Origin of the sequence: Actinosynnema sp. NPDC020468, assembly GCF_040642015.1 — a bacterium.
GTDB lineage: Bacteria > Actinomycetota > Actinomycetes > Mycobacteriales > Pseudonocardiaceae > Actinosynnema.
Map to the genome: position 1 here is coordinate 70,608 of NZ_JBFAEO010000032.1, position 26,139 is coordinate 96,746.

The following is a 26,139-nucleotide window of genomic DNA, read 5'->3' on the forward strand; positions in this document are numbered from 1 at the left end:
AGGTTTCCGGCCGATTTCCGAGAAACCGACGGCTAACCGCTGAAGACCTTTTCCCGGTCCTTCTCCTCGCTCGTCACGGCAATCCGCCGAACGGCGTAGCGGAGGGTCGGGGGTGCCATTAGCGAGGTGACCACCGCGACCAATACGACAATCGTATAGGTGGCCGTCGTCAACACACCGACGCGCAGGCCGACCATGGCCACGATGACCCCGATAACGCCTCGTGCGTTGAGTCCGGCGCCCAGCGCGAGGCCCTGCCAGTGGCTCAACCTGCCCATTCGCGCACCCAGGTAGGCGCCGACGAACTTGCCGGTGATAGCCAGAACCAATACCAGGAATGCCCCGCCGAGCACCTCCGGGCGGCGCAGCGCGGTGAGATCCATGCGCAATCCGGCGGTCGCGAAGAAGATCGGCGCGAGCACCGACATCACGAACACCCGGAGCGGGTTCAGCTTCTCCCGGTCGACCCCGCCGGCCGCCGAGATCAACAGCCCGCAGAGGAACGCGCCGAGGATCGGCTCCAACTCCAGCGCGTGCGTTCCGGCCGCGCACAGCACGATCAGCAGCACGACCACCGCGACGGTCACGCCGGGTTCGGTCGACCGGTTCGCGAGCGCCAGGGCGCGCTTCACCACCGGCCGTCCGACCAGCAGCGCGATCAGGGCGACCGCGACCAGCGAGCCGACCGAGAGCAGCACGTGCCCGGTGGTGAGCCCGGCGGTCGCCATCCCGGACACGACCGCCAGCAGCGACCAGCCGACGATGTCGTCCACGGCCGCCGCGGTCACCACGAGCTGACCGATGTCGCGGTGCAGCAGGTTCATCTCCAGCAGCACCTTGGCGATCACCGGGATCGCGCTGACGCACACCGCGACACCGAGGAACAGCGCGAACGTCGGCCGCGCCGCGCCGTCGCCGACCATCGACGCCGGGATCAGGAACCCGGCGCCGAAGCCGAGCCCGAGCGGCACCAGCAGCCCGCCCGAGGCCACCCAGAGCGCGGCGCGACCCTGCTTCCGGGCCAGGCCGAGGTCGATGTGCATCCCGGTGAACCCGACCAGCAGCAGCACGCCGAACTGGCCCACCGCGTCCAGCAGGTGGATCTGGCCGGGGTCGGTCGGGAACAGCCAGCCGGACAGCCCGGGCAGCGCGGGCGCGAGCAGCGAGGGGCCGAGCAGGACGCCCGCGGCGAGTTCACCGACCACCGCGGGCATCCGGAACCTCGCCGCCAGCCTGCCGAGCGCGAACGCCGTGCCGAGCAGCACGGCCAGTTGCAGCAGGAAGACGAGCATCTGGTGCGCGCCGACGGGACTCGGCGGCACGGCGGCGAGGACCATCAGGCCTCGTCCTCGACGTAGTACCAGTTCTCCGGGTTGATCATGCCGTACGGGTTGACCGGCCCGAAGCCGCGCAGCGTGTTGGCCACCTCGAACAGCCGGATCGGGAAGTTCGGCGTGAAGATCACCGGCACCTGCTCGGCGATGTAGTCCTGGTACTCGTAGAGCACGTCGAGGTCGTCGCTGGTGACCGTGCGCTCGATCAGCTCGTCGGCCTTCGGGTCGCTGTAGAAGCCGAAGTTGCCGCCCGCGCCGGTGGAGAACAGGATCTCGCCGGTCGGGTGGTGGTAGGCCCAGCCGCCGTTCCAGCAGCACATCTCCCACGTGCACGGGGTTTCCTCGGTCGCCGTGCACGGCGCGTCCTCGGCGACCAGCACCGAGCCGTAGACCTCCATCAGCCGCAACTCGATGCCGGCCTCGGCGGCCGCGTCGCGGAAGCCCTCCATGACCCGGGTCAGCGCCGGGCGGCCCTCGACGTAGCGCATGAGGATGGTCAGCGGGGTGCCCGCCGGGATGCCCTCGCCCGCCTCGCCGGGTCCGGTGCCGGGACGCACGCACACCGCCGGCGTCACGCTGGTGTCCCAGCCGTTGGCCTCCAGCAACTCCTTGGCGTGCTTCGGGGAGAACGGCAGCGGCCACGCGCCCTCGCGCTGGCGCGGCGAGACGTAGTCGGTCTTCGGGTACATCGGCACCGGGCCGTTCTGCCGGTACGCGTAGCCCTGGTAGATGTCGCGGACCGCGGTGTCCTGGTCCAGCACGCTTTGCAGCGCCTGCCTGACGTAGGTCTGCGCGAACAGCTTCCCGACGACGGTCGGGTTGTTGTAGTTCAGCGAGATGTACCGGATGCAGAAGGCGCTCTGCGGGTACATGGTGTAGTTGTCCGCCAACGGGTTCGGCCCGCCGACCACCGGGTCCACCGCGGGCTCGGTGGCGAAGCTCAGCGGCAGGTAGCCGACCTGGAAGCCGTCCTCGGCGTCCGGCCCCTTGAGCAGCGCCTTGTACTGCTCCTCGTCGGAGAACGTCGGCACCTGGCGGAACTCGTCCAGGTGCGGCTTGTTCGGCCCCGAGTAGTGCTCGTTGGGCACGAACGTGACGATGCCCTCCAGGGTGTAGCTCTTGAGCCGCCACGGCCCGGACACGACACTCCAAACAGGACTGTCCGCCCACTTGGTGCGGTGCTCGTTGCCCTCGTGGATGATGTCGCCCTGCTCGGCCATCAGGTACTCGTAGACCGCCTCGACGTCCGCGACGTCGCCCGAGGCGTTCGCCGGTCCGGCCGCGGTGCGGTCCCACGACTTCGGCAGCGGCGTGATGGTGCTGAGCTGGTTGTGCAGCACCCAGTGCTTCGAGTAGACCTTGTCGAACGTGAAGAACACCTGATCGTCGGCCAGCTTGCCGTACGAGGTCAGGTTGTCCGGGAAGTAGCCCGGCACGTACTCGCCGTACCGGGCGCCCTTCACCTTCATCAGGTTGACCCAGAACAGCACGTTGTCCGCGGACAGCGTCTCACCGCTCGACCACTTCCACGGCTTGACCCTGATCGTGACGGTCAGCCCGTCCTCGCTCCACACCGGCTCCTCGCCGATGCTCTGCGCGTAGTCGACGTTCGGTGTGCCATCGCTGCCGAAGTAGTACAGCGTCCGGTACATGAGCGCCTGGAACTCCAGGATGTTGCGGGTGCCCATGCGCTCGGCGGGCGTGAACGGGAAGATCACGGCGGGCGGGAACCCGGGCGCGCACGCCCAGGTCACGACGCCGCCCTTCCTGGGGCGGTCTTCGGCGGGGGCGGTGATGGTGCTGGCCGCGGTCATGTCTGGTTCAGTCCCTGTCTCTGGATCAGCTGACGGATGTGTCGTGCTCGCCGCGGCGCGGGATCTCCTCGATCACCGAGACGCCGCTGTCCGCGTGGGCGCCGAACCGCTCCCACACCTCGTTGAGCCGCACGCGCCCGTCCGCGAGGACCTGGGGCGTGCTGGTGCAGTGGCCGGAGACGACCTCGCCGCCGTCGAGCACCATGCAGTAGGCGAAGTCGAGCCTGCCGTCGGGCAGGACGGTGCCGGTCAGCGTGCCGCGCCGGGCCCGGCCTCCCAGGAACTCGCCCCATAAGAGGTCGCCTTCCTGGCGGTACACCGCGACCCTGGACTCCTCCGGCGCGCCGTCCGCCACCGGGCTGAACCGCTTGCCGTCGTAGTCGATCGCGTTGATCGTCGTCACTTGCTCTTCCCCCAAGGAAGTCCGCGCTCGGAAAGGACGCGGGCGACGCGGGTCGTCGCCCGCGGTGGGCTCCCGGCGCCGGTAGGGGCGCCGGGAAACCCGGCCACTACTGGAAGTCCACCGTGACCTTCGCGGCGAACTCGGTCATCTTCGCGAAGGCGTCCTCTTCGGACTCACCCGTGGTGCCGAGGAACCCGAGGATCGTGTTCCCGTTGGGCGGCCGCTTGATCACGTCGCCCTTGCGCGCGGTGATCTTGAGCAGGAACACCCGGTCCGACCCGCTCACCTCGTCGGGCACGTGCACCTCCTCGACCACGCCGGCCTCGGAGATCAGGCACATCGCGGTGATGTGGGTGCCGGTGGGCGTGAAGTGCCGCACGGCGGGCGCGCGGCCCGCCGCGATGTCGACCACGGCCGCGATCGGGTCGTGCTCGGCGGTGATCCGGGCGACCAGGTCCAACCCGCCGCCGCCCACCCGGGCCGCGATCTCCAGCAGGTAGGGCTTGCCCTCGTGGAACCGCACCTCGGCGTGCATCACGCTGCGCCGCAGGCCCTGCGCGTGCGCGCCGGCCTTCACCACGGCGTGCACCGCGGCCAGGTCCTGCGCGGACATCGACGTCGGCGCGTGGTGCACGTCGTCGTCGAACGTGCCGCCCTCGGCGGTGATCCGGTCGACCACCGAGCCCAGGTACACCTCGTCGTCCCAGGCCACCGCCTCCATCAGGTACTCCTTGCCGTCCAAAAAGGACTCCACAAGGATCCCGTTGGCGCCCAGGTCGATCCCGTCGGCCTCGGAGGTCGCCCAGAACAGCTCCTGGATGCCCTCGGCGGCCTGGGTGTAGTGCTCGACCAGCTCCGCGTCGTCGTCGCACTTGAAGACGAAGTGGCTGCCCGCGCCCAGGGTCGGCTTCACGATGACCGGGAAGCCGAACTCGGCCGCCGCGTCCCGCGCCTGCTCCAGCGAGGTGACGTGCCGGAACCCGGGGATCGGCGCGCCGGCCCGCTCGTGCGCCCGGCGCATCAGCAGCTTGTTGCGGCTGTTGAGCGCCGCCTCCCGGCCGATGGTCGGCAGGCCGAGCGCCTCGGCGATCATGGCCACCGCGATGACCGCCGCCTCGGAGAACGTGATCACGCCGTCGAAGTGCTCGTCGGCGTGCCACTCCTTGGCCACGGCGATCATCTTGTCGATGTCCTTGGACCCGACCAGGCGGTACTTCTCCGCCGGCCAGAAGTCCTCGGTGCCCTCGCCGTTGAGCACGTACAGGTCCGCGCCGAGCTCCTTCACCTGCTCGTAGCGGGAGTGGTAGTAGTTCAGGTACTGGCGGGTCTCCACGGTCAGCAGCTTCACGCCGCCACCTCCTTAGCGGGCGCTGTCGAGCAGGGGGCGGGACTGCGCGGTCGCGGTCGTCGCGGGCAGTCGGGGGAACCGGAACACCGGCACCGAGGTCGCGCCCTCGGTGCCCAGGGCGAGGTCGACGCCCTCGGCGGTGAGCTGGTCGCCGATGTCGACCAGGATCGGCGCGGCCCAGGAGAGCAGCGTGCGCGCCTCCAGCAGCAGGTCGCCGGGCGCGGCGGGCGCGTTCCCGTTGCCGCGCACGTCGACCGCGTCGGCCAGCAGCCGCAGCCGGCCGAGCTGGGTGATCACCGTCTCGGCCGCGCGGCCGAGGGTGAAGTGCGGCAGCTCGTAGCACAGCCGGAACCGCTCGACCATCGCCGCCGCGCGCCGCCTGCCCGCCTCCGTGGTGGGCAACGGCTCCGCCGCGTCCACGCCGACCAGGGCCAGCGCGATCGCGTCCGCCAGCGCGTTCCACGGCTCGACCAGCCGGCGCGTGGTGACGCTGTGCAGCTGGTCGCGGCTGAAGTTGGTGCGCTGGAACTCCGGCGCGGTCAGCGCCAGGTAGAACCGCACCAGGTCGCGCGGCACCTCGGCGAGCAGGTCCGCGCTCCAGATGAGGTGGTTGCGGCTGGTGGAGAACTTCTCGCCCTCCAGGTCGTAGAACTCGTTGCACACGTTGGCCTCCGGCGTGGTGTACCGGTCGCCGTGCGCGAGGAGCATGACCAGGTCGACCAGGCCCCAGTGGTAGACGTTGTCGAAACCGTGGAAGTACACGAGTTCCGCGCCCTGCTCGGCGCGCCAGTGCTCGTCCACCGCGCCGCCGGAGCGGCCCAGCCGGTTCGCGGCCCACCAGGTGCTGTAGATCGACGCGGGCATCGCCTCGATCCACGGGTACAGGATCTGGTCGGGGGTTTCGGTGAACGGCGCCTTGATGCCCCACGTGCCGGGGAACGTGACCGGCACGTCCGGCAGCGGTCGGGCGAGGAGCTCGCCGATCAGCTGCTTGGCGTGCGGGCGCCAGCGCGGGGTGCGCGAGGCGTAGTACGCCGAGAGCCGCTCGCGGTACTCCTCCATGGGCAGCACCAGGATCTGCCGCTCCCGGTACACCACCGGGTCCGCCGGGTCCACGCTGTAGCGCGGGTCGAGGAGTTCGTCGAAGTTGTTGGGGTGCCCGCAGTTCTCGCAGGCGCCGCCGCTGCTGCCGGACATGCACACCGGGCAGGTGCCCGACACCAGGCCGTCGTAGAGGTAGACGCCCGCGTTCTTGGCGTAGGGCAACCGGACCGTGCGCAGCCGGAACCGACCGGCCGCGTGCAACTCGGTGACGTAGTCGAGGACCGTGCGCTCGTACCGCTCGTCGATGGGCGGCAGGCCGACCATCAGCGTGCCCATGGCCGCGAGCGTCCGCTCGATCTTCGCTGTCGAGGTCTCGACCAGCTCCGCCGGTGTCGTGCCGCGCCGGTGCGCGGTCGACACCACGTAGCTCTGGTTGTCGTCGGTGCAGGTCGTGTAGATCACCGGGCGGCCGGTGGCGCGCAGGTACCGCGCGTAGACGTCGCCGGAGAGGTACGGACCCGCCATGTGGCCGACGTGCAGGTCGCCGTTGGAGGTCGGCGTGGCCGCGATGACGATCGCCGGACGGGCCTTGTCGCTCACGCGATCTCCTCGTGGCGGGCGCCGAACTTCTCGGTCATCTCGGCGTCCCACCAGATCGCGTAGAACTGGAAGTCGGCGTCGCCCCGGTTGACCACCTGGTGCTTCTCGTGCGGCGTGAAGTGCACGACGTCGCCCGCGACGAACGACGACGTGCCGTCCTTGGTGATGATCTCGGCCGCGCCGGTCATCGCCACCCAGATCTCGTACTCGTGGTGGCCGTGCGCGCCCGACTCGGCGCCGGGGCGCACGACGCACCACGAGCCCTCGAACGGCGCGTTCACCAGCGGCCACGGCATCAGCCGCTGGGCCACGAGCCCGTTGTCCTGCTTGAGGTTCTCCCGGTCGAGCTTGCGGATCTCCATCATGATCGGTGCGTTCCTTCGCGGTGGGTTCGGCGGGGTCAGGCGGAGGCGACGACGTCGAGCAGCTCGACGTCCTGGCGCGGGCGGGCGGCGGGGACGCGGTCGGCCAGCAGGTCGCCGACGATCTCGCCGGACCGGATGGCCAGCACGCTGATCAGCGAGTCGGCGATGCCGTGGGTGGACTCGTTGACGCCCTGGAGGTACACCCGCGCGGACACGGTCGCGGGCAGGGTCATCCGGTAGTTGCGGGTGACGGTGAAGTCGTCCGCGCCGACGGACGCGGCCAGGTTGCGGGTCATCAGCGGCATCTGCTTGCCGAAGCCGGTGCCGAGCATGACGACGTCGCAGCGCAGCTCGGACCGCTCGCCGTTCTTGCGGTCGACCAGGGTGAGCACGACCTCGTCGCCCTCGGAGCGGGCGTCGCCGATCTCGGCCATGGTGATCATGCCGAGCCGCTCGGTCCCGGTCAGCTTCTCCAGGTAGATCGTGCGGTACAGGTTGTCCAGCATGGCGGGCGACAACCCGGCGTAGTTGGTCCGGTTCATCTCGCGCAGCAGCTGCTCGCGGGCGTCCGGCAGCGCCTGGTTGAACGTGTCCACGAAGGACGGGTAGAACAGCTCGTTGGTGAACTTGCTGCTCTCGTAGCCGTTCAGGCCGATCGAGCGCATCACCATGGTGACCTGGGCCTGCGGGAAGCTCTGGTGGGCCTGCCACAGCATCTCGGCCGCGCTCTGCGCGCCGCCGACCACCACGATGCGGTGCGCGCCCTCGGGGTCGAGCCGCTCGACGCGCTGGAGGAACTCCGTGCTGTGGATGACCTTCTCGCGCGGCAGGTTCAGGAACTCGGCGGGCACGTGCGCCTCCCGGCCCGCGCCGACCACGATGCTGCGCGCGCCCGCGCTGCCGCCGTCGGCGAACCGGACCAGCCACGACGTGACCTCGCCCGCGACGTCCTCGCGCGGCTCGACCGCGACCACCCGCCTGCCGTGCTCGACCCGCACCGACTTCAGCGACCGGGCCACCCACTGGAGGTAGTCGGAGATCTCCAGCCGGTACGGGGTGAACGTGCCGAGGTTGATGAACTCGTCCAGCCTGCCGATCGAGTGCAGGTAGTTGACGAACGAGAACTCGCTGCGCGGGTTGCGCAGGGTCACCAGGTCCTTGAGGAAGGACACCTGGCTCTGCGACCAGGGCAGCAGCATCCCGCGCTGCCACACCACGTCGTCGTGCTGCTCCACGATCAGCGAGTTCGCCGCGATCTCGGGTGACAGCTCCTCCAACGCGACGGCCAGGGCGAGGTTCGCGGGCCCGGCGCCGATCGCCAGCAGTTCTACTTCCTGGTGGTCCAACGGAATCTCCATAGCTCGACGGTGTGCGGCGCCCGGTAGGTGGCGCCGTGTGCTCTGGATCCGGCCGTGCCGAGGGCAGGGCTCATCGCGCCGCGAACTGCCTCGCGGCGGCGGTGTGCCGGTGTGGCGCCTAGGCGGAGCGCGGGGTCCTCGGTGCGCGGGCGAGCCTCGGCGGGGTCGCCGCCGGGGTGTCGTCCGCCCGGGGACCCCGGGCTCCTCGGGTGCCGTGATCCGGGCCGCACGCGCGGTGCCCCGGCGCCTCGAACGCGACGTGGCCGACCACGTGTGCCCCCATCCCGGACCGGTCCGTTCCGACCGACCACCGCCGGTCGCGGCGGTCGGGTGGTGCTGCCCCGATCTCCGCCCACGCCGGGCCTCGATCGGGATGTCCTCTTCGGACGGTGGAAAGTCGTGCGGCCCCAGAGGAATCCCGGGTTCCGTGGTGGATCAGTCCGTCCGAAGTGGTCTGGCGAACCGGACCGAAGCGAGTATTGCCCCGTGCTCACCCCTGCACCAACAGAGAATCCCTATGCCCCCGAATGCAGGCACCGTATCCCCGATGGCTGAGCCGAACGGCCGTGCCGCGCGCCCGTGATCCGGGGTCGCCACAGCCGGCCCGGCGGCCTGACCGGCCGCCGGAACCCTGGGTACCGCAGTCGTTCCGCGTTACGCGCGAGGTGGCGGAGTCACCCGACGAGGGCCGCCGCCGCGAGCCGACTGGCCGCGACGACGGTCTTGGCCGCTCCCCCGCTGCCACCGGCGAAGGTGAAGAGGCCGTCCGACCCGCGCAGCCGCAGGCCGGGATCCGGGCCGTAGCCGTCGAACGACGCCACCACGCGCTCGGGCACGGCGGTCGCGCCGAACCGCTCGCGCACCCGGTCCACCACCAGCGCGGCCGACGCGCGGTCCGGCTCGACCCGGTCCGGGTCGACGCCCCAGCGGTCGCACCCGAGGCCGAGCAGGAACGTCCCGTCGCCCCAGGGCCTCCCGTACAACCCGGTCACGTCGTCCACCAGCACGCCGAGCCCGGGCAGCCGCACCCGGTACACGCCGTACTGGATCTGCTTGGTGCGCCAGCCCTCCGCGCCGACCAGCCGACCGGTCCACGCGCCGGCCGCGACCACGACCGCGTCGAAGCGGTGCTCCGCGCCGGCCACCGTCACCAGTCCGGGCGCGACGGTCGTCGCGAGCACCGGTCGCACCTGCGCGCCGTGGTCCGCGAGCCAGCCCAGCGCGCGGGCGCGCAACCGGTCGGGCGACAGGTACCCGGCGTGCCGCTCGACCACCGCGACCGCGTCGGCCGCGTCCCGGAACCCGAAGCGCGCGGCCAGTTCCGCGCCGCCGACGACCTCCGCCGAACCGGGCAGCAGCTCGTCCACCGCGCTCGTGTCGGGTTCCGCGCCGGGACCGCGGACGTGGACCGAGCCGATCTCCCGGTACCCGCTCCACTCCAGCAACTCCGCGCTGCCGCGCACCTCCGCGAGCGCCGCCGAGGCGAGCCGGGAGGCCTCGGGTGTCGACTCGACACCGCGGACCAGTCCGCCGGACGCGCCCGAGGCGTCCGCGGTGGACGGAGGTCCGGCGAACACCTCCACCGCGACGCCGTGCTCCCGGCGCAGGCGCAGCGCGAGCAGCGCGCCGGCGACGCCGCCGCCCACCACGCCGACCTTCACCGCGCGCCCGCCGGCGCACTCGGGAAATAGGGCGGTAAACATGCCAACCGGGTGGTCCGCGCCGTCACCACGTGGTACTCGCGAACGTCCGACAATGCGCCGACGACGTCGCCCTGAAACCGAGACGAGCTGGGCATGCACGTACCCTCTCCTGCTAGGTACGGCGATCGTAGGCGCGCTCCGGGAAGAGTCAACGACCCATTTCCGACCCCTATGGGAACCCCATCGTGAATGCCTATGGGGTCCGCCGACAATGTGCCGCCCACACCGCCGGCCGGCCGCGTGCGGCACGGCGCGCCTCTCCCGTACCCCCGGTGAGCTGCGATGACGCGTCCCGTGGCGGCGACCGGGCGGCGGTTTCCCGAAGTACCCGACAACCCGCCGGAACACCACCCCCCGATCCGACCCAATCGGTTCACGACTCGCGTCGGCCACTTCGCCGGCGCCACCCGACCGCAACCGGGTAAATGGCCCCGGATGTTTCCGCGCGGAACTCCGAAGTGATTTCCCCCCGGCGTCGACACCTCTTCACCGGCGCTTCACCGAGCCCGCCGGTCAGGGCGCGGCCACCCAGTCCCGGGTGTAGACCAGGTAGCAGTACTCGTCCAGCACCTTCGCGAGCGAACCGCCCGGCCGGCCGAGCTGCTCCACCAGCACGGCCTCCGCGAGCCCCGACTCGGCCAGCACGGCCCGCGCCCAGGTCCGCCCGGTGGTCAGGTGCCGGGTGTAGGCCGCGCCGTCTCGCGCGCCGTGCAACCGCTGCGCGATGAGGTTGTCCCACGGCATGAGCGCGTTGGGGCGCAAGGCGAACAGCAGCTTGGACGCGGCCGTCGGGCCGAGCGTCCTGGTGGGCGCGGCGCGGGTCGCCGCCAGGTCCGCGAAGCACTCCCCCAGCGCGGCCGCGTCCTCGTCGGACAGCTCGGCGAGCCACACCTCGCGCGCGGGCAACCCGGTGTGCCACCGCTCCCACCACGCGGCGACCGCCTCGTCGAACACCCTCGGCTCGCCGTCCCGGGGTTTGCGGATCCGGCAGCCCCACGCGTTGAGCCACACGTGCGCGGCGTCGCGGTGGGCGGGCAGGGCGAGGTCGAGGCCGGGCGCGGTGGCCAGCGTCAGCGCGGACCACGAGCGGTCGGGCTGGTCGTACCCGCCGAAGGTCAGCGCCGAGGCGCGCAGGGTGGCGAGGGTCGGAGTCACGGAGCGGGAGACTAGCCGTCCGGTCGCGACCGCGGGTGGCGTACCGGGAAACCCTTGCGCACCAGGGGTGGCAACCGGTAGGGGCGCGTCGCCGTCCACCGTCAACGGTCGAGAACCGGTGCGCCGCGGTCCTCCCGGAACGGTCGGCTCGGCGGCGCGCACGACCTAGGATCGCCGGAATGACGCATGCCCACCTCGCCCGGATCACCAACGTCGAGGACGACTACCGCCACTACCCCAAGGAAGTCGTCGCGCTGCCGGAGGCCGACCTGGTCCTGCCGGACGCGCACCTGAAGTGGTACGAGGTCCGCGAGAAGGACGCCGTGATCACCACCGAGGTGCGCGCCGACGGCACGAGGTTCCTGCACGACCAGGTGGCGAGCGGCGCGCTGGACATCTCCGGCGACCTCGGCTTCGTGGTCCACCACCTGTGCGGCGAGTCGTTCCACTTCCTCATCGTCTGCACGTGGCGGCGCAACAACGAGATGTGGGAGACGGTCTACTACCGCGAGACCAAGGACAGCGACCACTTCCGACTGCTGGAGCAGGGCACCCACCTGGAGGTCATCTGCGTCTGGGAGATGGGCGCGGTGCTGCACGAGCGGGAGGCCTGGGTCCGCTACCTGTACTCCGCGCGCGACGAGGCGGCCAAGCTCGCCTACCTGGACGACCGGTTCACCGGGACGGTCTGAGCTCAGGCGCCGCGCGGCCACCACGCCGGCCGCGCGGCGCTCACCGCTCAACCGACGGCGCGCAGGCAGAACTCCAACCTGTTCCGCGCGTCCTCGTCGTCCGAGTCCGCCAGCACCGATCGGTAGTCGTCGGCCGCCTCGCCGTACCGGCCGACCCGTTCGAACACCACGGCCCGGTTGAACCGGACCTCCGGACCGTCGCCCAGCGCCACGGCGCGGTCGTAATCGCTCAGCGCGCCACCGAAATCGCCCGCCTCGAAGCGCAGCTGACCGCGCAGCGCCCACGCCTGCGCGTAACCCGGGTCGCGGCGCAGCGCGGTGGACAGCACGGCGGACGCGGTCCGGCCGTCACCCGCCTCGGCGAGCAGCCTCGCCTTGACGCACAACAGGTGCACGTTGTCCGGCGACTGGAGGAGACCCTCCTCCACGTCGTCCCACGCGCCGTGCGTGTCGCCCGCCTCGCACCGCAGCGCGGCCCGGTTCACCCGCGCCCGCAGGTGTCCCGGGTCGAGTTCGAGCACGTAGTCGAAGCACCCCAGCGCTTTGCGCACGTCGCCGAGTTCCAACCAGGTGTCCGCGAGGTTGTAATGCACCTCGGGGAACGGCGGCGAGAGCGGCAGCACCCGTTCGAACGCGGCCGCGGCCTCCGCGTTGCGGCCGAGCCTGCGCAGCAGCGTGCCGACGTGGAAGTGGTGCTCGGGGAACGCCGGGTCCAGCTCGGTGTTGGCGGTGTGCTCGGCGAGCGCCTCCTCGAGCCTGCCCGCGGCGGCCAGCACCCGACCGCGGTTGAGCCGCAGCACCGAGCGCAGCAGCGCGTGCTCGGTCCGGCCGAACGACCGGTCCAGCACCGCGAGCCCGTCCTCGACCAACCGCAGCGCCTCCGCGTCCCGGCCCTCGTGGATCTCCACCAGCGCCAGGCCGTTGCGGGCGAACACCGAGTGGAACGCGGCCTCCTTCGGGTCCGGCAGACCGCGCGCCAGCGACATGGCGAGCTCCATCCAGCCGCGCGCCTGCGCCAGGTCGCGCCGCGGCTCGGGCAGGTGCCGCACGTGCAGCATCGCGGTGCCGTAGGCGAGCCGTAGCTGCTGCGCGGGGTTCTCGGTCACCGCGCGCGCCTCGTCGTAGACCAGGGCGGCCTCGTCGGCCCGGCCCGCGGTGGCGAGCGACGCGGCGGCGCCCTCGGTGAAGTGCCACCAGAGCGCGGGGTCGTCCAGGCGGTCGACCAGCGCCCGGCCGCGCAGCCCGAGGTCCGCGGCGGCGTGGTAGAGGCCGACCTTGCGGCAGTGGCCGAGCGCGTGCTTGAGCGCCTGCACGCCGAGCGTCGCCCGGCGGGTGCCGCGCTCGGCGTGGAACGGGATCGCGCCCAGCGCGAGCGACTGCTCCCCCAGCGCGTAGAGCCGAGCGCACCGCTCGTCGTGCCGGCGTGCCCGGACGTCCGGGGACAGCGCGCGGTAGGCGGCGATCGCGGCCGGGTCCTCGGTGGTGCCGTCGCTCTCGATGTAGCCGCGCGGGTCGCGGGACTGCGCCGGGCGCGGGCCGTCGACCAGCCTGGCGTAGGCGGGCAGCGCCTCGGCGAGGCTGACCGCGACGTCGCCCGGCGGGTCGACGAGCGGGTCCCAGCCGGTGCCGAGGACCAGGTTCAGCTGCGGGATGTCCTGACGGCGCAACAGGACGGCGAACAGCTCCTGGTCGGTCGGGTCGGCCTGGTGGACGTTGTCCACGAAGAGGGTGCGCTGCTCGTCGCCGTAGGACGCGAGGTAGGCGCGCAGGAAGTCGGCGATGCCGTTGGCGATGTCGCGGGTGCGCAGCCGGGAGTAGTAGCGGGTGCGCTGCTCGTCGCTGACCGTCCACTCCAGGGTCGCCCACGCGGTCGGCACGCTGACCGCGAGTTCCGGCGCGGCGGTGGCGACCTCGGTGTTGTGCCGCGAGGCGAGTTCGGGACATCTGTTGAACGCGTCCACGGCGATGGCCCGCAGCAGCGAGCCGCCCGCCGTGTACGGACCGCGCAGGCCCCGGTGCGCGTCGACCGAGGCCAGCTCGGGCGACAGGTCCCGACCGGCTCTGGCCCGGACGCGGTCCGCCGGGTGGCTGCCTCTGATCCAGATGTGGTCGGCCATCCGTTCAGCTGCCCAGGGTCGGGACCTGGCACGCCGAACACGAGGCGGCGGCGAGGCGGATCGGCCCCGACAGGCGGATACGAATCTTCTTCATCTTCGGCGTCACGGAAACCTCCACGAAAACGGGCGCGGGGCTCCCGACTTTAGTGCGAATTGGCCCGGATCTACAGATCACCCATTCGGGAATCCATAAGAACAGACGATGCCCTGGAATAATGCATAGCCGCTTCCGATGACTAGCCCGAATGCCGCAGCGCGCTTTCGACTTCGGCCCGAAAAGCCGCCACGCCCGCGTCGCCCTCGGGCGCGCCGTGCGCCTGGAGCAGTGCCAGCACGGCGGCGCCACCGGCCGACCGCCGGGCGAGCACCCGGGACGAGAACGCCGTCTCGTACACCGCCACCGCGCCCGCGAGGGCCGCGCACGCCGTGGCGAGCAGGCCCCACAGCGCCCGCCGACCGGGATCGGCCACCGCCACCGCCCCGAGCGCCGCCGCGCCGGTGAACAGCAGCACGCCGGCGCCGGTCGTCGCGCGCCGGGCGACCACGTGCCGGCGCCCGGTCCGCTCGAACCCGGCCAGCTTCTCCCCCACCCGGTGCCTCAGGTAGGCGCGGAGGAACTGCTCGCGGTGCACGTCGGGGTCGAAGGGGGCCGCGGCCGGTCGGGCGGCCGCCGTCCTGGGTTCGGCCGGGCGCGGCGGCGGGGCGGGCAGCGTCCGGGTGCGGGCGACGACGGCCGCGGCCAGCGGGTCTTCAATGGCCTGATCGAGCGGAGATTCCTGTTGTGCGCCAACGGTTGTCGGCGGGGTGGCGGGTGGCGCCGGGGATTTCGGCGGGGATTTCGGCGCTACTGCCGGCGCGGCGGTCGTGGCGGAGTCCGAAGTGGACACCGGGGGGACGGTGCTCGTGGACTCGGGCTTGGGGCGGGCGGCGCGACGGGTGCCGGCGGGCGTTTCGGGCTCCGCCTGGTCGCCGGACTTCGCGGTGCGGGTCGGCGATCGACGTGCCGTGTCCCGCGAGGTCGCCGGATCGGGTTTCGCGACCTCGGGCTTCGCCGTGCGGGCGGAGGGCCGGCGGGTCGAGCCGCCGGTCGGTGCCTTCTCGGGCGTCGCGACGGGTTCCGGCGCGGCGGGTGTGGTGTCGTCGGGCTTCGCGGCGGGGTCCGCCGGCGCGTCAGGGCGGTTCGTCATCGGGTGCTCACCGGTTCGTGGCGGTGTCGGGCGACCTCGGCGGCCAGGTCGCGGGATCGGCGGTCGCGTTCCGCGGCGGTGCTCGGGGGCGGTGCGGCCAGGTGGTCGAAGTACAGCGCCCGCAGGCGGTCCGCTCTCGTCCGGGGCTCCGGGTCCTCGCCGTTGCGCGTCGCCACGACCAGCACCGCGGCCACCGCGCCGGACACCGCCACCAGCACGCCCGGCCACACCACGTCGGCCAGCCAGACCTGCACCGCGCCGAACACCGTCGTCGCGAACCCCGCCGCGGCGCCCAGCGCCACCTTCAGCCGGGCCCGCCTGCTCTCGGCCAGCGCCGCCACCTCGGACTCGTGCAGCACGGGCGCGACGACCTGGTTCGCCTCGTGGATCGCGTCGGCCAGCAGCGGGTAGTCGAGCACGTAACCCGGGTCGACCACCGGGTGCGGCGCGGGCGGCCGGAACCGCAGCGACGGGCGCGGGTTCGGGGCGGGCGCGTGCACCGACGCGCCGCCGAGCACCCGGCGGAGGACCGAGACCACCCGGTCCGCGCCCTCGTCCAGGTGCACGACCGCGACCGAACCGCCGCGCACCAGCACGGCCAGGTCGTCACCGTCGCCCAGCGCACCGCCCGCGATCTCGTCGGCCAACCCGCCGGTGCCCGCGAGCACCAGCAGCGGCCGGTCGCGGCCGAGGTGCTCCAGCAGCGCGGCCCGGTCGAGCGCGTCGCCGCCGAGCAGCAGCGCCAGTGCAGGCCGGCGGGACCTCGTCACCGCGTCGACCACCCGGAACAGCGCCGGGGTCTCCTCGCCCCACTGCGCGCCGGGCACCAGCACGGCCGTGTCGTGGTGCCGGTCGAGCCGGACCTCGCCGGGCGAGGGCTCCGCGTCGACCGCGACCCGACCGCTCGGCGCGACGCCGACCAACCGCGGTCTGCGGCCCGGCACCGACTCCGCGGCCAGTCCGACCAGGTGCGTGACGCCGATGTCGGCACCCGCCGTCAGCACGGTCGCGTCCAGCTGCGCCGCCGCGACCAGCGCGGATCGGAACACCGGGAGCGCCGCCGCGGCGGTCTCGAGGTCCAGCGCGGTGCCGAGCACGGCCAGCACGGGTCTCGTCCGGGGCAGTCCCAGGTCACGCGGCCGGATCTCGGCTTCGGGGTGCTCCAAGCGCCGCACCTTAGGGCCCGCTGTAGGCATGCGGGGCACCCTAGCGCTGCCTCACTCGAATTTCACCCATCAGGTACCGAAATACCGCCCGGGTAGAGTGCGGCCCGTGTCAATCGATCCCGCCGAGCTGGAGATCGCCCTGCGGGTGCTCGCCCAAGTGGACGAACTGCCGACCGAGCACCCCGACGCCGTCGCGATCCGCAGGGCGACCGCGGGCATTTACAAGAGCGTCCGCAAGCGCCGCAAAGCCGAGCGCCGCACCGCCGTGGTCGAGGCCGACCGGGCGGTGATCGAGTCGACCGCGACCGGTTCGCCCGGCCGCATCGACGACGAGACCCGCGGCGTGCTGCTGCGCGAGCCCGAGCCGGGCGCGCGGGCGGGCACGTTGTTGCGCGCCCGCTCCTGCTACACGTGCAAGAAGCGGTACGTCGACGTCGACGCGTTCTACCACCAGCTCTGCCCGGACTGCGCCGAACTCAACCGGAGCAAGCGGGACGCGGGCGCGGACCTGACGGGTCGGCGCGCGCTGCTCACCGGCGGTCGGGCCAAGATCGGCATGTACATCGCGCTGCGCCTGCTGCGGGACGGCGCGCACCTCACCATCACCACCCGGTTCCCGCACGACGCGGTGCGCCGGTTCGCCGCCCTGGCGGACAGCGAGGAGTGGCTGCACCGGCTCCGCGTGGTCGGCATCGACCTGCGCGACCCGAGCCAGGTCGTGCGGCTGGCCGACTCGGTCGCCGCGGCCGGCCCGCTGGACATCCTGATCAACAACGCCGCGCAGACCGTGCGCCGGTCCTCGAACGCCTACGCGCCGCTGGTCGCGGCCGAGTCCGCGCCGCTGCCGTCCGGGCCGCTGCCCGAGCTGGTGTCGTTCGGGCACACGGTCGCCGAGCACCCGCTCGCGCTGACCGGGTCGCTGGTCGAGACGGTGCCGTCGGTCACCTCGCTCGCGCTGCTCGCCGGGTCGAAGGAGATCGACGCCGGCGGTCTGGTGCCGGACGAGGCCGCGGTGAACTCGTGGGTGCAGCGGGTCAACGAGGTGGACCCGGTCGAGCTGCTCGAGGTGCAGCTGTGCAACTCGACCGCGCCGTTCATCCTCATCTCCCGGTTGCGGCCCGCCATGGCGGCGGCGCCCGCGCGGCGCAAGTACGTGGTGAACGTGTCCGCGATGGAGGGCCAGTTCGCCCGCGCGTACAAGGGACCCGGCCACCCGCACACGAACATGGCCAAGGCCGCGCTGAACATGCTGACCCGGACCAGTGCCGAGGAGATGCTGACCGACGGCATCCTGATGACGGCCGTGGACACCGGGTGGATCACCGACGAGCGACCGCACCCGACCAAGGTCCGGCTCGCCGCCGAGGGGTTCCACGCGCCGTTGGACCTGGTCGACGGTGCGGCTCGGGTGTACGACCCGATCGTGCGGGGTGAGCTGGGCGAGGACCTGTACGGGTGCTTCCTGAAGGACTACGCGCCCGCGCCGTGGTGAGGCCGGGGCGGGCCGTGCGGGCCGCGGGGCGGTGACGGCGGGGCGGTCGCGGGGCGGTCGGCGGTCGCGGGCCGGCTGGCGTTGACGGTCGTGGACCCGGTCGTGTTGGCGGTCGCCGGGTGGGTGGCGCTCGCCGGGCGGGTGGCGCCGACGGTGGGGCGGGTGGCGGTCGCGGGTCGGGGTCCGCCTGCGGGTGGGTTCGGGTGCGCGGCGAGCGCCGGGGTGGGCAGGAGTCGGGAGAGCAGGCTCGTGAAGAAGCCCGGGCGGCCGTCCTGCCTGCGGTCCGACCACGCGTCGTACCAGGCGTTGGTGCCGTAGTTCAGCAGGTTCACCGTGATCACCGCCGGGACCACGATCGCGATCGAGCCCTCGAGCAGCGGTTCGAGCAGCAGGGCCAGGATGATCGCGGTCAGGCCGTTCTGCTGGCCGAGCGCGAGCCGCACGCGGTCGCCGCGCCAGCGCTTCGGCAGGGTCAGCGCCCACGCCACCACGGCTTGCGACGCGAACGCCGCCGCGCCGAGCAGCAGACCGCCGGTGACGCCGATCAGGCCCAGGTCGAAGTCGCCCGCGAGCACCAGGCCGACGGCCAGCGTCGCGACGACCACGCAGACCTCGGCGGCTCGGCTCAGGTACTTCTCGCTCACCGGGCGGAAGAACAGGCCGATCACCGCGAGGCCCAGGAGCAGCGAGAACTTCACCGCGACGTAGCCGATCGCGAGCACCGACAGCAGCGCGAGCCAGCGGATCGCGACGCGCGCGTTACGGCCCGGGTGCCACTTCGGACGGCCCGACCAGTGCCGCCACAACCGGTACAGGCCCCACGCTCCGGCCGCCAGGACGGCGTTGAGCAGCAGGTTCACCCCGAACGAGTCCAGGCCGCCGATCGAGTCCGCCAGCACGAAACCGCTCAGGTAGACGGTCAGCAGGACGGTCATCGGGTCGTCGAACGCCGCCCACGCGGCGAGCAGGGCCTTGGCCGAGTCCGACATCCGGGACTTGGCGAGCACCGAGGCGACCGACAGCGGGTCGATCTGGGCCACCGCGACGGCGAGCAGGAGATAACGCGGATCGGCGCGGAAGGCGAACCACAGGACGCCGGCGATCAAGGCGGTTTTCGCCAGTACGCCCAGGGTGACCGCGACCGCAATGGTGCGGAATTCCTTGCGGAACTCGGCTATTTCGATACCGCTCGCACTGGCGTAGAGGCCGAAGCCCAACAGCGCGGTGATGAAGTAACCGTAGGCGGCCGAATGTTCGACACCGTCCAGCCCGGCAGCGGCGGCGGTGATCCAGCCCGCGCCTAGGGCTGCCAACAGCGTCAACGCCCTGCCCCCTGGGGTCACCGAATCACGGTAGCAAGTCGGGTGGGGGTGTGGAGGGCCCGATGGGCCGAATCTTCGGGAGTTGTTATTGCGCAATGACGTTCGGTGGTCGGGTGGGGATGTTGTTTCACGTTGGGTGGGGGTGGGCGGGGTGAGCCCGGGTGGCGTGAGGGTGAATATTCCTGGTGGTGTGGAAAGTGGTCAGAGCGCGCTCTCGAAGGCGGCGTACTGGTCGGGCAGGTCGTCGTGGTCGGTGAGGATGCGGTGGAGTGCGGCGCGGAGGGCGGTTTCGGGTAGTTCCGCCAATCGGGTCAGGTCGATGTCCGTGACGTCGAGCAGGTCGGACTCGAGGGCGGGTTCCTCGTTCATGGCGCTCCCCTCACCGCAATGCTGCGGTTTTGTGCGCGGCGCGTTGTTCCTCATCCTAGTGCGCACGGGTGGGTGTCGCCGGGAATCGGCCGATCGGCCGACGCCGGGGGTGCGGGGACGTGTTTCATTGCGGGAGGGGGTCGCGAATCGGGGGCCTGATGAAAGTGTTGCCGTTCCGCCAGTTCATCCTCAAGGTGCACGGTCGGTGCAACCTGGCGTGCGACTACTGCTACGTGTACACGCGCGCCGATCAGCGGTGGCGGTCGCGACCCAGGGTGATGAGCGCGGCGGTCGCGGAGCGGGCGGTCGAGCGGATCGCCGAGCACGTTCGGGCGCACGACCTACCCCGGGTGGACGTGGTGCTGCACGGTGGGGAGCCGTTGCTCGCCGGGGTGGCGTTCCTGGAGGAATTGGTGCGGGGCTTGCGATCCCGGGTTCCGGTGCCGGTGGACGTGGTCGTGCAGACCAACGGGACGTTGCTCGACCGGGGGTGGTTGGAGGTCCTGGCGCGGTTGCGGGTGCGGGTCGGGGTGAGCGTGGACGGGGTGCCCGAGGCGCACGACCGACACCGTGTGCGACCGGACGGGCGTGGGAGTTGGGCGTCGGTGGCGGCCGGGCTCCGGTTGTTGGCCGACGAGTTTCCGGAGATTTACGGTGGGGTGTTGTGCGTGGTCGATCCCGCGGTGGACGCGGTGGCCACGTATGAGTTCCTGGTCGGACTTGGAGCTCCCGTTATCGATTTTTTGTTGCCGCACGGGGATTGGTGTTCACCGCCGGCGGGGATGGGCGTGGGTGGGACGCCGTACGCGGAGTGGTTGATCGCCGTTTTCGATCGGTGGTACTCGGATCCCCGGTGTGCGGTTCGGGTGTTCGAGGAGATCCTCGCGTTGGTGTTGGGCGGGCGGTCCCGGGTCGAGGGGTGGGGGAATACTCCGCCGGCTCATGTGGTGGTCGAAGTCGACGGGGATATCGAGGTTTCGGACATCGTGGCGTCCGGGTCGCCGGAGGCTTCCGCCACGGGGTTGAACGTCGGGCGGGATTCGTTCGACGACGCGTTGCGGGTGCCGGGGGTGGCGGCGGCGCGGGGTGGGCCGTGTGCGGAGTGCCTGGCCTGTCCGGTCGTGGCGGTGTGCGGAGGCGGGTTGCGGGCTCATCGGCTTCACCCGGACGGGACGTTCGATCATCCGTCGGTGTACTGCCCCGATCTGTACCGGTTGGTCGGGCACGTGCGGGATCGGGTGGCGGGCGATCTGGCCCGGTTGCGGTGAGGGGCGGGGGCGCAGGGGTGGATCGGTGGCGGATGGGGTGGGGGGACTTCCGGGCGTTGGCCCGGGGTGGGGGTGGGGGTGACGTCGTTCGTCGGTTGCGGGCGGCTCGGCGTAGTCGGACGGCGTTGTTGATCCGGTACATCGCTTCCGGTGATCCGGGGGCGGCCGAGGCGTTCGGGTTGTTGCGGCGGGTGGGGGCGGTCGCGCCGTGGGCGGTGGAGCGGGTTTTCGACCATCCCGCCGTGGGGGCGTGGGCCACTCGGGTGGCGTTGGGGTTGCGGGACGGGGGTGGGGGTGGGGAGGGGTTGGCGTTCGTGGCCGCGGCGGCGGCTGTTCGGGCCGGGGTCGCGTGTGAGGTGGGGTTTCCGGACGTCGAGGTGTTCGTGTTGCCGTCGTTGGGTGTCGCGCCCGGGGGGCCTGGGGATTTGACGGTGGTGCCGTATCCGGAGATCGATCTCGGTGGGGTGGTGTTGCAGGTCGATCAGTGGGTTCAGGGTGGGGTGCCGGTTGATCTGCCGGTTGCCGCGGAGGTGGATCTCGAGACGTGGCGGGCGGTGTTGGGGGCGGCCTGGGGGGTTCTGGCCCGGGATCGGGCCGGGGTGGCGGCGGAGTTCGCGGCCGCGGTGAGCGTGGTGACGCCGATGCCCTCGGTCGTCGGGGGGACGACCAGTGCGACGGTCTCGGATGCGGTGGGGTGTGTATTCCTGGCGTCGACCGGGGACGCCGAGGTGTTGGCGGTGGTGTTGGCGCACGAGACGCAGCACACCAAGCTGGCGGCGTTGATGGATTTGTTTCCGCTGGTCAGGGATACGTCGGAGTTGTTCTACGCGCCCTGGCGGGATGATCCTCGGCCGGCTGTGGGGTTGCTTCACGGGACGTATGCGCACTTGGGGGTGGCCGGGTTCTGGCGGGGGCGGGGTGGGGAGCGGGCGCTGGTGGAGTACGCGCGGTGGCGTGGGGCCGCGTTGACGGGGGCTGAGGCGTTGTTGGGGGCCGGGGTGTTGACGGAGGTGGGGCGGGAGTTCGTGGAGGGGATGGCTTCGGTGCTTCGGGGGTGGTGTGGGGAGGAGTTGCCCGGGTGGGCGGTGGCTGCGGCTGTGGAGAAGGCTCGGGAGCATCGGGATCGGTGGCGGGTTGCTCATGGGTGATGTTGTGGGGCGGGTGGTGGGTGGCGGTGGGGTGTGGGGTGCTGTTTAGGGATTAAGAGCGTCCTCGCCGGACGGGCAGCGCCTCCGGGGGTGAAGGGCGTCGTGTTCTCCCCGTATGGCCTGCCAGAGGCAACCACATGCGTCAAGGGGGCGGTTGGTGAGTTTGGGCGTCGGTAGCGCTTGATGTGCCCCCTTGACACATGCGGTTGGGCTTCGCCCAGGCCATACGGGGAGAACACGAGGCCGGCGGCTTGGCTGGCGCCTGCTGGTGTGCGTTGTGAGGCCTTCCTGCGACTCGCCGGGTGTGGTGCGTGGTGTCCTGGGGTTTGGCGGAGATACTGCGCGCCATGTTCATTGCCGGTGGCCGTTCGGTGTACTCGCCCTCGGATTTGGTCGATCTGTTGGAGTGCGGGCATCGGAGTGTCCTCTCGCGAGCCTTGGCGCTCGGGGTGGAGGGGGCGCCTCTGGGGGACGAGCGGCGGGATCTGTTGGCTGCTCGGCGGGGCGTGGCGCACGAAGTGGCTGTGTTGGAGGGGTTTCGGGCTGCTGGTGAGGTGGTCGAGATTGCTCAGCCCGCGCCTGTGCACGAGGCGTTGGTGGCGGCGGCTTCGGCTACTCGGCGGGCGCTTGAGGCTGGGGTCGCGGTGGTTTACCAAGGGGTTTTCTACGCCGACGGGTTTCACGGGCGGGCCGATTTTCTGGTTCGGACGCCGTTGGGGTATGAGCCTCAGGATGCGAAGTTGGCTCGGCGGCCCACTGCGGCGTCGGTGGTGCAGTTGACCGCGTACGGGTTGGCGTTGGGGGAGTTCGCTGCTCCCCTTGGGCGCTTGTTGTTGGGGGACGGGAGTTCTCGGGAGTTTCGGCTTGCGGATTTCGCTCCGGTGGTGCGGAGTTTGCGGGAGCGGTTGGGTTCGGGTGGGGACGTTGTTCTGCCCGAGCGGTTGTGGGAGGACGAGCGGGCCGCGTGTGCCGGGTGTCGGTTCTCCTCGCACTGCGCTTCCGGGCGGGAGCGGGATCGGGATTTGTCGTTGGTGGCGGGGATTCGGGCCGACCAGCGGCGGAAGTTGGTGGCGGTGGGGTTGGGGACCATCGACGCGCTGGCCAATGCGCGGCGGGAGGATCGGCCGTCCTCCATGTCGGCGGGGACGTTCGGGGGGTTGCGGGCGCAGGCCGCGCTCCAGGTGATCCAGGACGACTCGCGCACCTCGGACGATCCGGTGGGGAAGGTCGCCTACGAGATCGTGGATCCCTCGGCGTTGGCCGCGTTGCCGGTGGCGAGTCCGGGGGATCTCTTCTTCGACATGGAGGGTGATCCGTTCGCGCTCGACGGGCAGGGGGTGGAGTACCTGTTCGGGGTGGTGGACGGGGACGAGGCGTTCACCGCGTTCTGGGCGCACAGTCGGGCTCAGGAGAAGGTGGCGTTCGAGCGGTTCGTGGACTTCGCGGGTGGGGTGTTGGGGGCGCACCCCGGGGCGCACGTGTACCACTACGCGCCGTACGAGGTGAACGCGCTCAAGAAGTTGGCGGCGTTGCACGGCACTCGGGAGGAGGCGGTCGACCACCTGTTGCGGTCCGGGGCGTTGGTCGACCTGTACTCGGTGGTGCGCAAGGCGTTGCGGGTGTCGCAGCGGTCGTACTCGATCAAGTACCTCGAGCCGCTGTACATGCCGTCGGGGCGTGGTGGTGAGGTGACCACGGCGGTGTCGAGCATCGAGGCGTACGAGGAGTTCCTGGCGTTGCGCGGGGTGGATCCGGCGCGGGCCGAGGAGGTGTTGGGCGGGATCGCCGAGTACAACACCTACGACTGCGTGTCCACGCGGCGGCTCTTCCGGTTCCTGACGGACATCCGGGACGAGGCAGGCATCGCGCCGGTGGTGGTCGAACCGTCCTTTGTGGAGGAGATCGAAGACGAGGTCGCGGCGCTGCGGCGGGCCGAGCGGGCCGAGCGGTTGGCCCGGGTGGTCGATCCGCTGATGGACGGGCTGCCGGACGACCCGGCGGACGCCACCGAGGACCAGAAGGCTCGGGCGTTGCTGGCGGCGGCGGTCGGGTACCACCGGCGGGAGACGAATCCGGCCTGGTGGGACTTCTTCCGGCAGATGGCGGCGCCGTTGTCGGAGTTGGAGTCGGACGGCGCGTGCGCGGTGGCGGTGTCGGTGCGGGCGCAGGAGTGGGTGCAGCCGGCCGGGCGGGTGCGCAAGGCCAAGCGGCAGGTCGTGGTGCGGTGTGATCCCGAGCGTCCGCACCCGTTCACGGTCGGGGAGTCGGTGCGGTTGCTCTACCTCGGTTCGCCCAACCGGTCGCGGGACGCCGAGGTGGTCGAGGAGAGCGCCGAGGAGATCGTGCTCGTGGAGAGCACGGCGGTGGACGAGGTCGACGGGGAGCGGCCGGTCGCGGTGCTGCCCGGCAGTCCGGTTCGGCCGACGCCCAAGGACGAGGCGGTGTACGAGCTCGCGCGGGAGGTGGTGGAGCACCTGCCGGAGTTGTTGCCGCACCCCGGGGTGGACCTGGTCCGGCGGACGGCGCCGCGGTTGCGGGTCGACGGGTTGCCGCGCGGTGCCGACGTGATCGCGGACGTCATCGCCGCCGTGGACGCGTTGCGGGGGTCCACGTTGGCCGTGCAGGGGCCGCCCGGCGCCGGCAAGACCTACCTGGCCGGGCGGTTGATCGCGCACCTCGTCCGGTCCGGGCGCAGTGTCGGGGTGACGTCGAACAGCCACAAGGCCGTGGAGAACGTGTTGGCGGCGGCGCTCGCGGCCGGGCGGGAGGCCGGGGTGCCGATCCCCACCGCCAAGCGGGCCAAGGGGAAGCCGGTGCCTGGGTGCTCCTGGGAGCAGCCCCGGGACAACGGGGCGTTGGCGCGGTGGCGCACCGACCAGGGTGGCGGCCACCTGGTCGGCGGCACGGCCTGGACGTTCGCCAACGCGGCGTTGCGGGAGCAGCCGTTCGACGTGCTGATCGTGGACGAGGCGGGGCAGTTCGCGCTCGCGGACGCGCTGGCGGTGTCGACGTGCGCGCGCAACCTGGTGCTGCTGGGCGATCCGCAGCAGTTGCCGCAGGTCGTGCAGGGCACGCACCCGGCGGGCGCGGACGCGTCGGCGCTGGGGCACCTCATCGGGGACGCGGACGTGATCCCGGCGCACCTGGGGTACTTCCTGGACCAGACGCGGCGGATGCACCCGGCGGTGTGCGAGCCGGTGTCGAACCTGTCCTACGCCGGGTTGCTGCACGCGCACCCCAGCGCGGCGGAACGGGGCGTCGCCGGGTTGGCGTCGGGGGTGTACCTGCGCGAGGTGGCGCACCGGCACAACACGACGTCGTCGGTCGAGGAGGCCCGGGTCGTGGTCGAGCTGGTCCGCGAGCTGGTGGGTCGCCTGTGGATCGACGGCGCGACCTCGCGGGCCCTCGACGACTCGGACGTGCTCGTGGTGGCGCCGTACAACATGCAGGTCCGGTTGGTGCGGCGGGAGTTGGCGAAACACGGTTACGAGCACGTGCGGGTGGGCACGGTGGACCGGTTCCAGGGGCAGGAGGCGCCGGTCGTGATCACCACGATGACGTCGTCGGCCGCCGTGGACCTGCCGCGCGGGCTGGACTTCCTGTTGTCCCGCAACCGGTTGAACGTCGCCCTCTCGCGGGCGCAGGCGGTGGCGGTGGTGGTGTGCTCACCGCGACTGGTCGAAGCGGACATCCGCGGCGTCGACCAGCTGCGGCTGGTGTCGGGCATGATCGGGTTGATGGCCGACGCGACGCCCATCGACCGCCTTTATGCCCAAGACGTATGACGTCCGGCGGTCATCTGCTCTTAATGTGAAAACCACGCGAGACCTTCACCCTGCAACGAAGGAGATCGTGGTGGTCGAGAAGTACCGGCGTTCCGTGCCCCGGGTGTCACCCGCCTCACCGGCGGTGGCGTCCGGAGGTGGTGGTGCCCGGGCCCATCCCTGCGGGCCCGCGCACGTCCTTCGCCACACCGACGGGACGAACCGGGGCGGCCGGTCCCCCGCGGGCGGTTTCCGGGCGAACGAGTCCGAGGCCGGCACTCCCGACGTGCACGCGAGGGGCTGATCCAGGAGGAGAAAGCGCCGTGGTGGCGGGTACTCGCACTCCCCGCCACCACGCGCACCCCCGAGACTCCCAACGGCAACGCTCGGCGGCCGGACCCGTTGGAAGCCGGTCGGGTCGGGCGGGTGTGCCTCGCACCCGCAGCGCAAGCCGAAGGTCGAGCGGTACGAGGGTTTCGTGCTCGACGGC

At 71.7% G+C, this 26,139-nt stretch carries 19 protein-coding genes; 5 read left to right on the plus strand and 14 right to left on the minus strand.

What is annotated here, in order from left to right; genetic code table 11:
* Window positions 1–32 precede the first annotated feature (32 nt).
* From AB0G50_RS22870 to AB0G50_RS22910, 9 genes are all read right to left on the minus strand, one after another.
* Window positions 33–1,337, minus strand: coding sequence for a cation:proton antiporter (locus AB0G50_RS22870; RefSeq protein WP_360111926.1), 1,305 nt, complete (start codon window positions 1,335–1,337; stop codon window positions 33–35).
* On the minus strand, window positions 1,337–3,148 hold the full coding sequence (locus AB0G50_RS22875; RefSeq protein ID WP_360111928.1) for an ABC transporter substrate-binding protein: 1,812 nt from the start codon (window positions 3,146–3,148) through the stop codon (window positions 1,337–1,339). Before AB0G50_RS22875 ends, AB0G50_RS22870 begins: the two co-directional genes overlap by 1 nt.
* 25 nt (window positions 3,149–3,173) lie before the next feature.
* Window positions 3,174–3,551: a hypothetical protein gene (locus AB0G50_RS22880; protein WP_360111929.1), complete on the minus strand. Its 378-nt coding sequence runs from the start codon at window positions 3,549–3,551 to the stop codon at window positions 3,174–3,176.
* Between the two features lie 106 nt (window positions 3,552–3,657).
* Entirely contained in the window at window positions 3,658–4,899 is a 1,242-nt protein-coding gene (locus AB0G50_RS22885; protein WP_360111931.1) for an ATP-grasp domain-containing protein, read from the minus strand.
* A gap of 12 nt (window positions 4,900–4,911) precedes the next feature.
* Window positions 4,912–6,543, minus strand: a complete 1,632-nt coding sequence (locus tag AB0G50_RS22890; protein WP_360111933.1) for a class I tRNA ligase family protein — start codon at window positions 6,541–6,543, stop codon at window positions 4,912–4,914.
* Window positions 6,540–6,908, minus strand: coding sequence for a cupin domain-containing protein (locus AB0G50_RS22895; protein ID WP_360111935.1), 369 nt, complete (start codon window positions 6,906–6,908; stop codon window positions 6,540–6,542). Before AB0G50_RS22895 ends, AB0G50_RS22890 begins: the two co-directional genes overlap by 4 nt.
* Before the next feature lie 35 nt (window positions 6,909–6,943).
* Complete coding sequence (locus tag AB0G50_RS22900; protein WP_360111937.1) at window positions 6,944–8,266, minus strand: SidA/IucD/PvdA family monooxygenase; 1,323 nt, start codon at window positions 8,264–8,266, stop codon at window positions 6,944–6,946.
* Between the two features lie 674 nt (window positions 8,267–8,940).
* Window positions 8,941–9,969: an FAD-dependent oxidoreductase gene (locus AB0G50_RS22905; RefSeq protein WP_360111938.1), complete on the minus strand. Its 1,029-nt coding sequence runs from the start codon at window positions 9,967–9,969 to the stop codon at window positions 8,941–8,943.
* 513 nt (window positions 9,970–10,482) lie between these two features.
* Window positions 10,483–11,124, minus strand: a complete 642-nt coding sequence (locus AB0G50_RS22910; protein WP_360111940.1) for a hypothetical protein — start codon at window positions 11,122–11,124, stop codon at window positions 10,483–10,485.
* 179 nt (window positions 11,125–11,303) lie between these two features.
* On the opposite strand from AB0G50_RS22910, the gene AB0G50_RS22915 reads away from it, so the two are divergent.
* Window positions 11,304–11,816 (plus strand): hypothetical protein, encoded by a 513-nt coding sequence (locus tag AB0G50_RS22915; protein WP_360111942.1) that lies wholly within the window; start codon window positions 11,304–11,306, stop codon window positions 11,814–11,816.
* A gap of 47 nt (window positions 11,817–11,863) precedes the next feature.
* Here the strand turns inward: AB0G50_RS22915 and AB0G50_RS22920 are convergent, their stop codons facing one another.
* The 3 genes from AB0G50_RS22920 to AB0G50_RS22930 all read right to left on the minus strand — a co-directional run bounded on the left by AB0G50_RS22920 (window position 11,864) and on the right by AB0G50_RS22930 (window position 16,295).
* Window positions 11,864–13,933, minus strand: a complete 2,070-nt coding sequence (locus tag AB0G50_RS22920) for a tetratricopeptide repeat protein (protein ID WP_360111944.1) — start codon at window positions 13,931–13,933, stop codon at window positions 11,864–11,866.
* Window positions 13,934–14,169: 236 nt separating this feature from the next.
* On the minus strand, window positions 14,170–15,120 hold the full coding sequence (locus AB0G50_RS22925; protein WP_360111946.1) for a hypothetical protein: 951 nt from the start codon (window positions 15,118–15,120) through the stop codon (window positions 14,170–14,172).
* Window positions 15,117–16,295 carry a hypothetical protein gene (locus AB0G50_RS22930; RefSeq protein WP_360111948.1) on the minus strand — a complete coding sequence of 393 codons (1,179 nt, stop codon included), beginning with the start codon at window positions 16,293–16,295 and terminating at the stop codon, window positions 15,117–15,119. The genes AB0G50_RS22925 and AB0G50_RS22930 overlap by 4 nt, the downstream gene beginning before the upstream one ends.
* A gap of 97 nt (window positions 16,296–16,392) precedes the next feature.
* Here AB0G50_RS22930 and AB0G50_RS22935 point away from each other — a divergent pair, with 97 nt between their 5' ends.
* Window positions 16,393–17,778 carry an SDR family NAD(P)-dependent oxidoreductase gene (locus AB0G50_RS22935; protein WP_360111949.1) on the plus strand — a complete coding sequence of 462 codons (1,386 nt, stop codon included), beginning with the start codon at window positions 16,393–16,395 and terminating at the stop codon, window positions 17,776–17,778.
* On the opposite strand, the gene AB0G50_RS22940 is transcribed toward AB0G50_RS22935, so the two are convergent.
* Both AB0G50_RS22940 and fxsA read right to left on the minus strand, forming a co-directional pair.
* Window positions 17,757–19,121 carry a hypothetical protein gene (locus AB0G50_RS22940; protein WP_360111951.1) on the minus strand — a complete coding sequence of 455 codons (1,365 nt, stop codon included), beginning with the start codon at window positions 19,119–19,121 and terminating at the stop codon, window positions 17,757–17,759. The genes AB0G50_RS22935 and AB0G50_RS22940 overlap by 22 nt on opposite strands.
* 180 nt (window positions 19,122–19,301) lie before the next feature.
* Window positions 19,302–19,469, minus strand: coding sequence for an FxSxx-COOH cyclophane-containing RiPP peptide (gene fxsA / locus AB0G50_RS22945; protein ID WP_360111953.1), 168 nt, complete (start codon window positions 19,467–19,469; stop codon window positions 19,302–19,304).
* Between the two features lie 158 nt (window positions 19,470–19,627).
* Between fxsA and AB0G50_RS22950 the strand changes: the two genes are divergently transcribed.
* From AB0G50_RS22950 to AB0G50_RS22960, 3 genes are all read left to right on the plus strand, one after another.
* On the plus strand, window positions 19,628–20,737 hold the full coding sequence (locus tag AB0G50_RS22950; RefSeq protein ID WP_360111954.1) for an FxsB family cyclophane-forming radical SAM/SPASM peptide maturase: 1,110 nt from the start codon (window positions 19,628–19,630) through the stop codon (window positions 20,735–20,737).
* A 128-nt stretch (window positions 20,738–20,865) separates the two neighbouring features.
* Complete coding sequence (locus AB0G50_RS22955; protein ID WP_360111956.1) at window positions 20,866–21,885, plus strand: HEXXH motif-containing putative peptide modification protein; 1,020 nt, start codon at window positions 20,866–20,868, stop codon at window positions 21,883–21,885.
* A gap of 371 nt (window positions 21,886–22,256) precedes the next feature.
* Window positions 22,257–25,670: a TM0106 family RecB-like putative nuclease gene (locus AB0G50_RS22960; RefSeq protein ID WP_360111964.1), complete on the plus strand. Its 3,414-nt coding sequence runs from the start codon at window positions 22,257–22,259 to the stop codon at window positions 25,668–25,670.
* Window positions 25,671–26,139 lie beyond the last annotated feature (469 nt).

What these genes read in the sequence shown, in the direction of transcription:
- AB0G50_RS22870 (WP_360111926.1), bottom strand. Translation starts at nt 1,337, where the DNA reads ATGGTCCTCGCCGCCGTGCCGCCGAGTCCCGTCGGCGCGCACCAGATG.
- AB0G50_RS22950 (WP_360111954.1), top strand. Translation starts at nt 19,628, where the DNA reads ATGAAAGTGTTGCCGTTCCGCCAGTTCATCCTCAAGGTGCACGGTCGG.
- AB0G50_RS22920 (WP_360111944.1), bottom strand. Translation starts at nt 13,933, where the DNA reads ATGGCCGACCACATCTGGATCAGAGGCAGCCACCCGGCGGACCGCGTC.
- AB0G50_RS22915 (WP_360111942.1), top strand. Translation starts at nt 11,304, where the DNA reads ATGACGCATGCCCACCTCGCCCGGATCACCAACGTCGAGGACGACTAC.
- fxsA (WP_360111953.1), bottom strand. Translation starts at nt 19,469, where the DNA reads ATGAACGAGGAACCCGCCCTCGAGTCCGACCTGCTCGACGTCACGGAC.
- AB0G50_RS22875 (WP_360111928.1), bottom strand. Translation starts at nt 3,148, where the DNA reads ATGACCGCGGCCAGCACCATCACCGCCCCCGCCGAAGACCGCCCCAGG.
- AB0G50_RS22900 (WP_360111937.1), bottom strand. Translation starts at nt 8,266, where the DNA reads ATGGAGATTCCGTTGGACCACCAGGAAGTAGAACTGCTGGCGATCGGC.
- AB0G50_RS22925 (WP_360111946.1), bottom strand. Translation starts at nt 15,120, where the DNA reads ATGACGAACCGCCCTGACGCGCCGGCGGACCCCGCCGCGAAGCCCGAC.
- AB0G50_RS22895 (WP_360111935.1), bottom strand. Translation starts at nt 6,908, where the DNA reads ATGATGGAGATCCGCAAGCTCGACCGGGAGAACCTCAAGCAGGACAAC.
- AB0G50_RS22905 (WP_360111938.1), bottom strand. Translation starts at nt 9,969, where the DNA reads ATGTTTACCGCCCTATTTCCCGAGTGCGCCGGCGGGCGCGCGGTGAAG.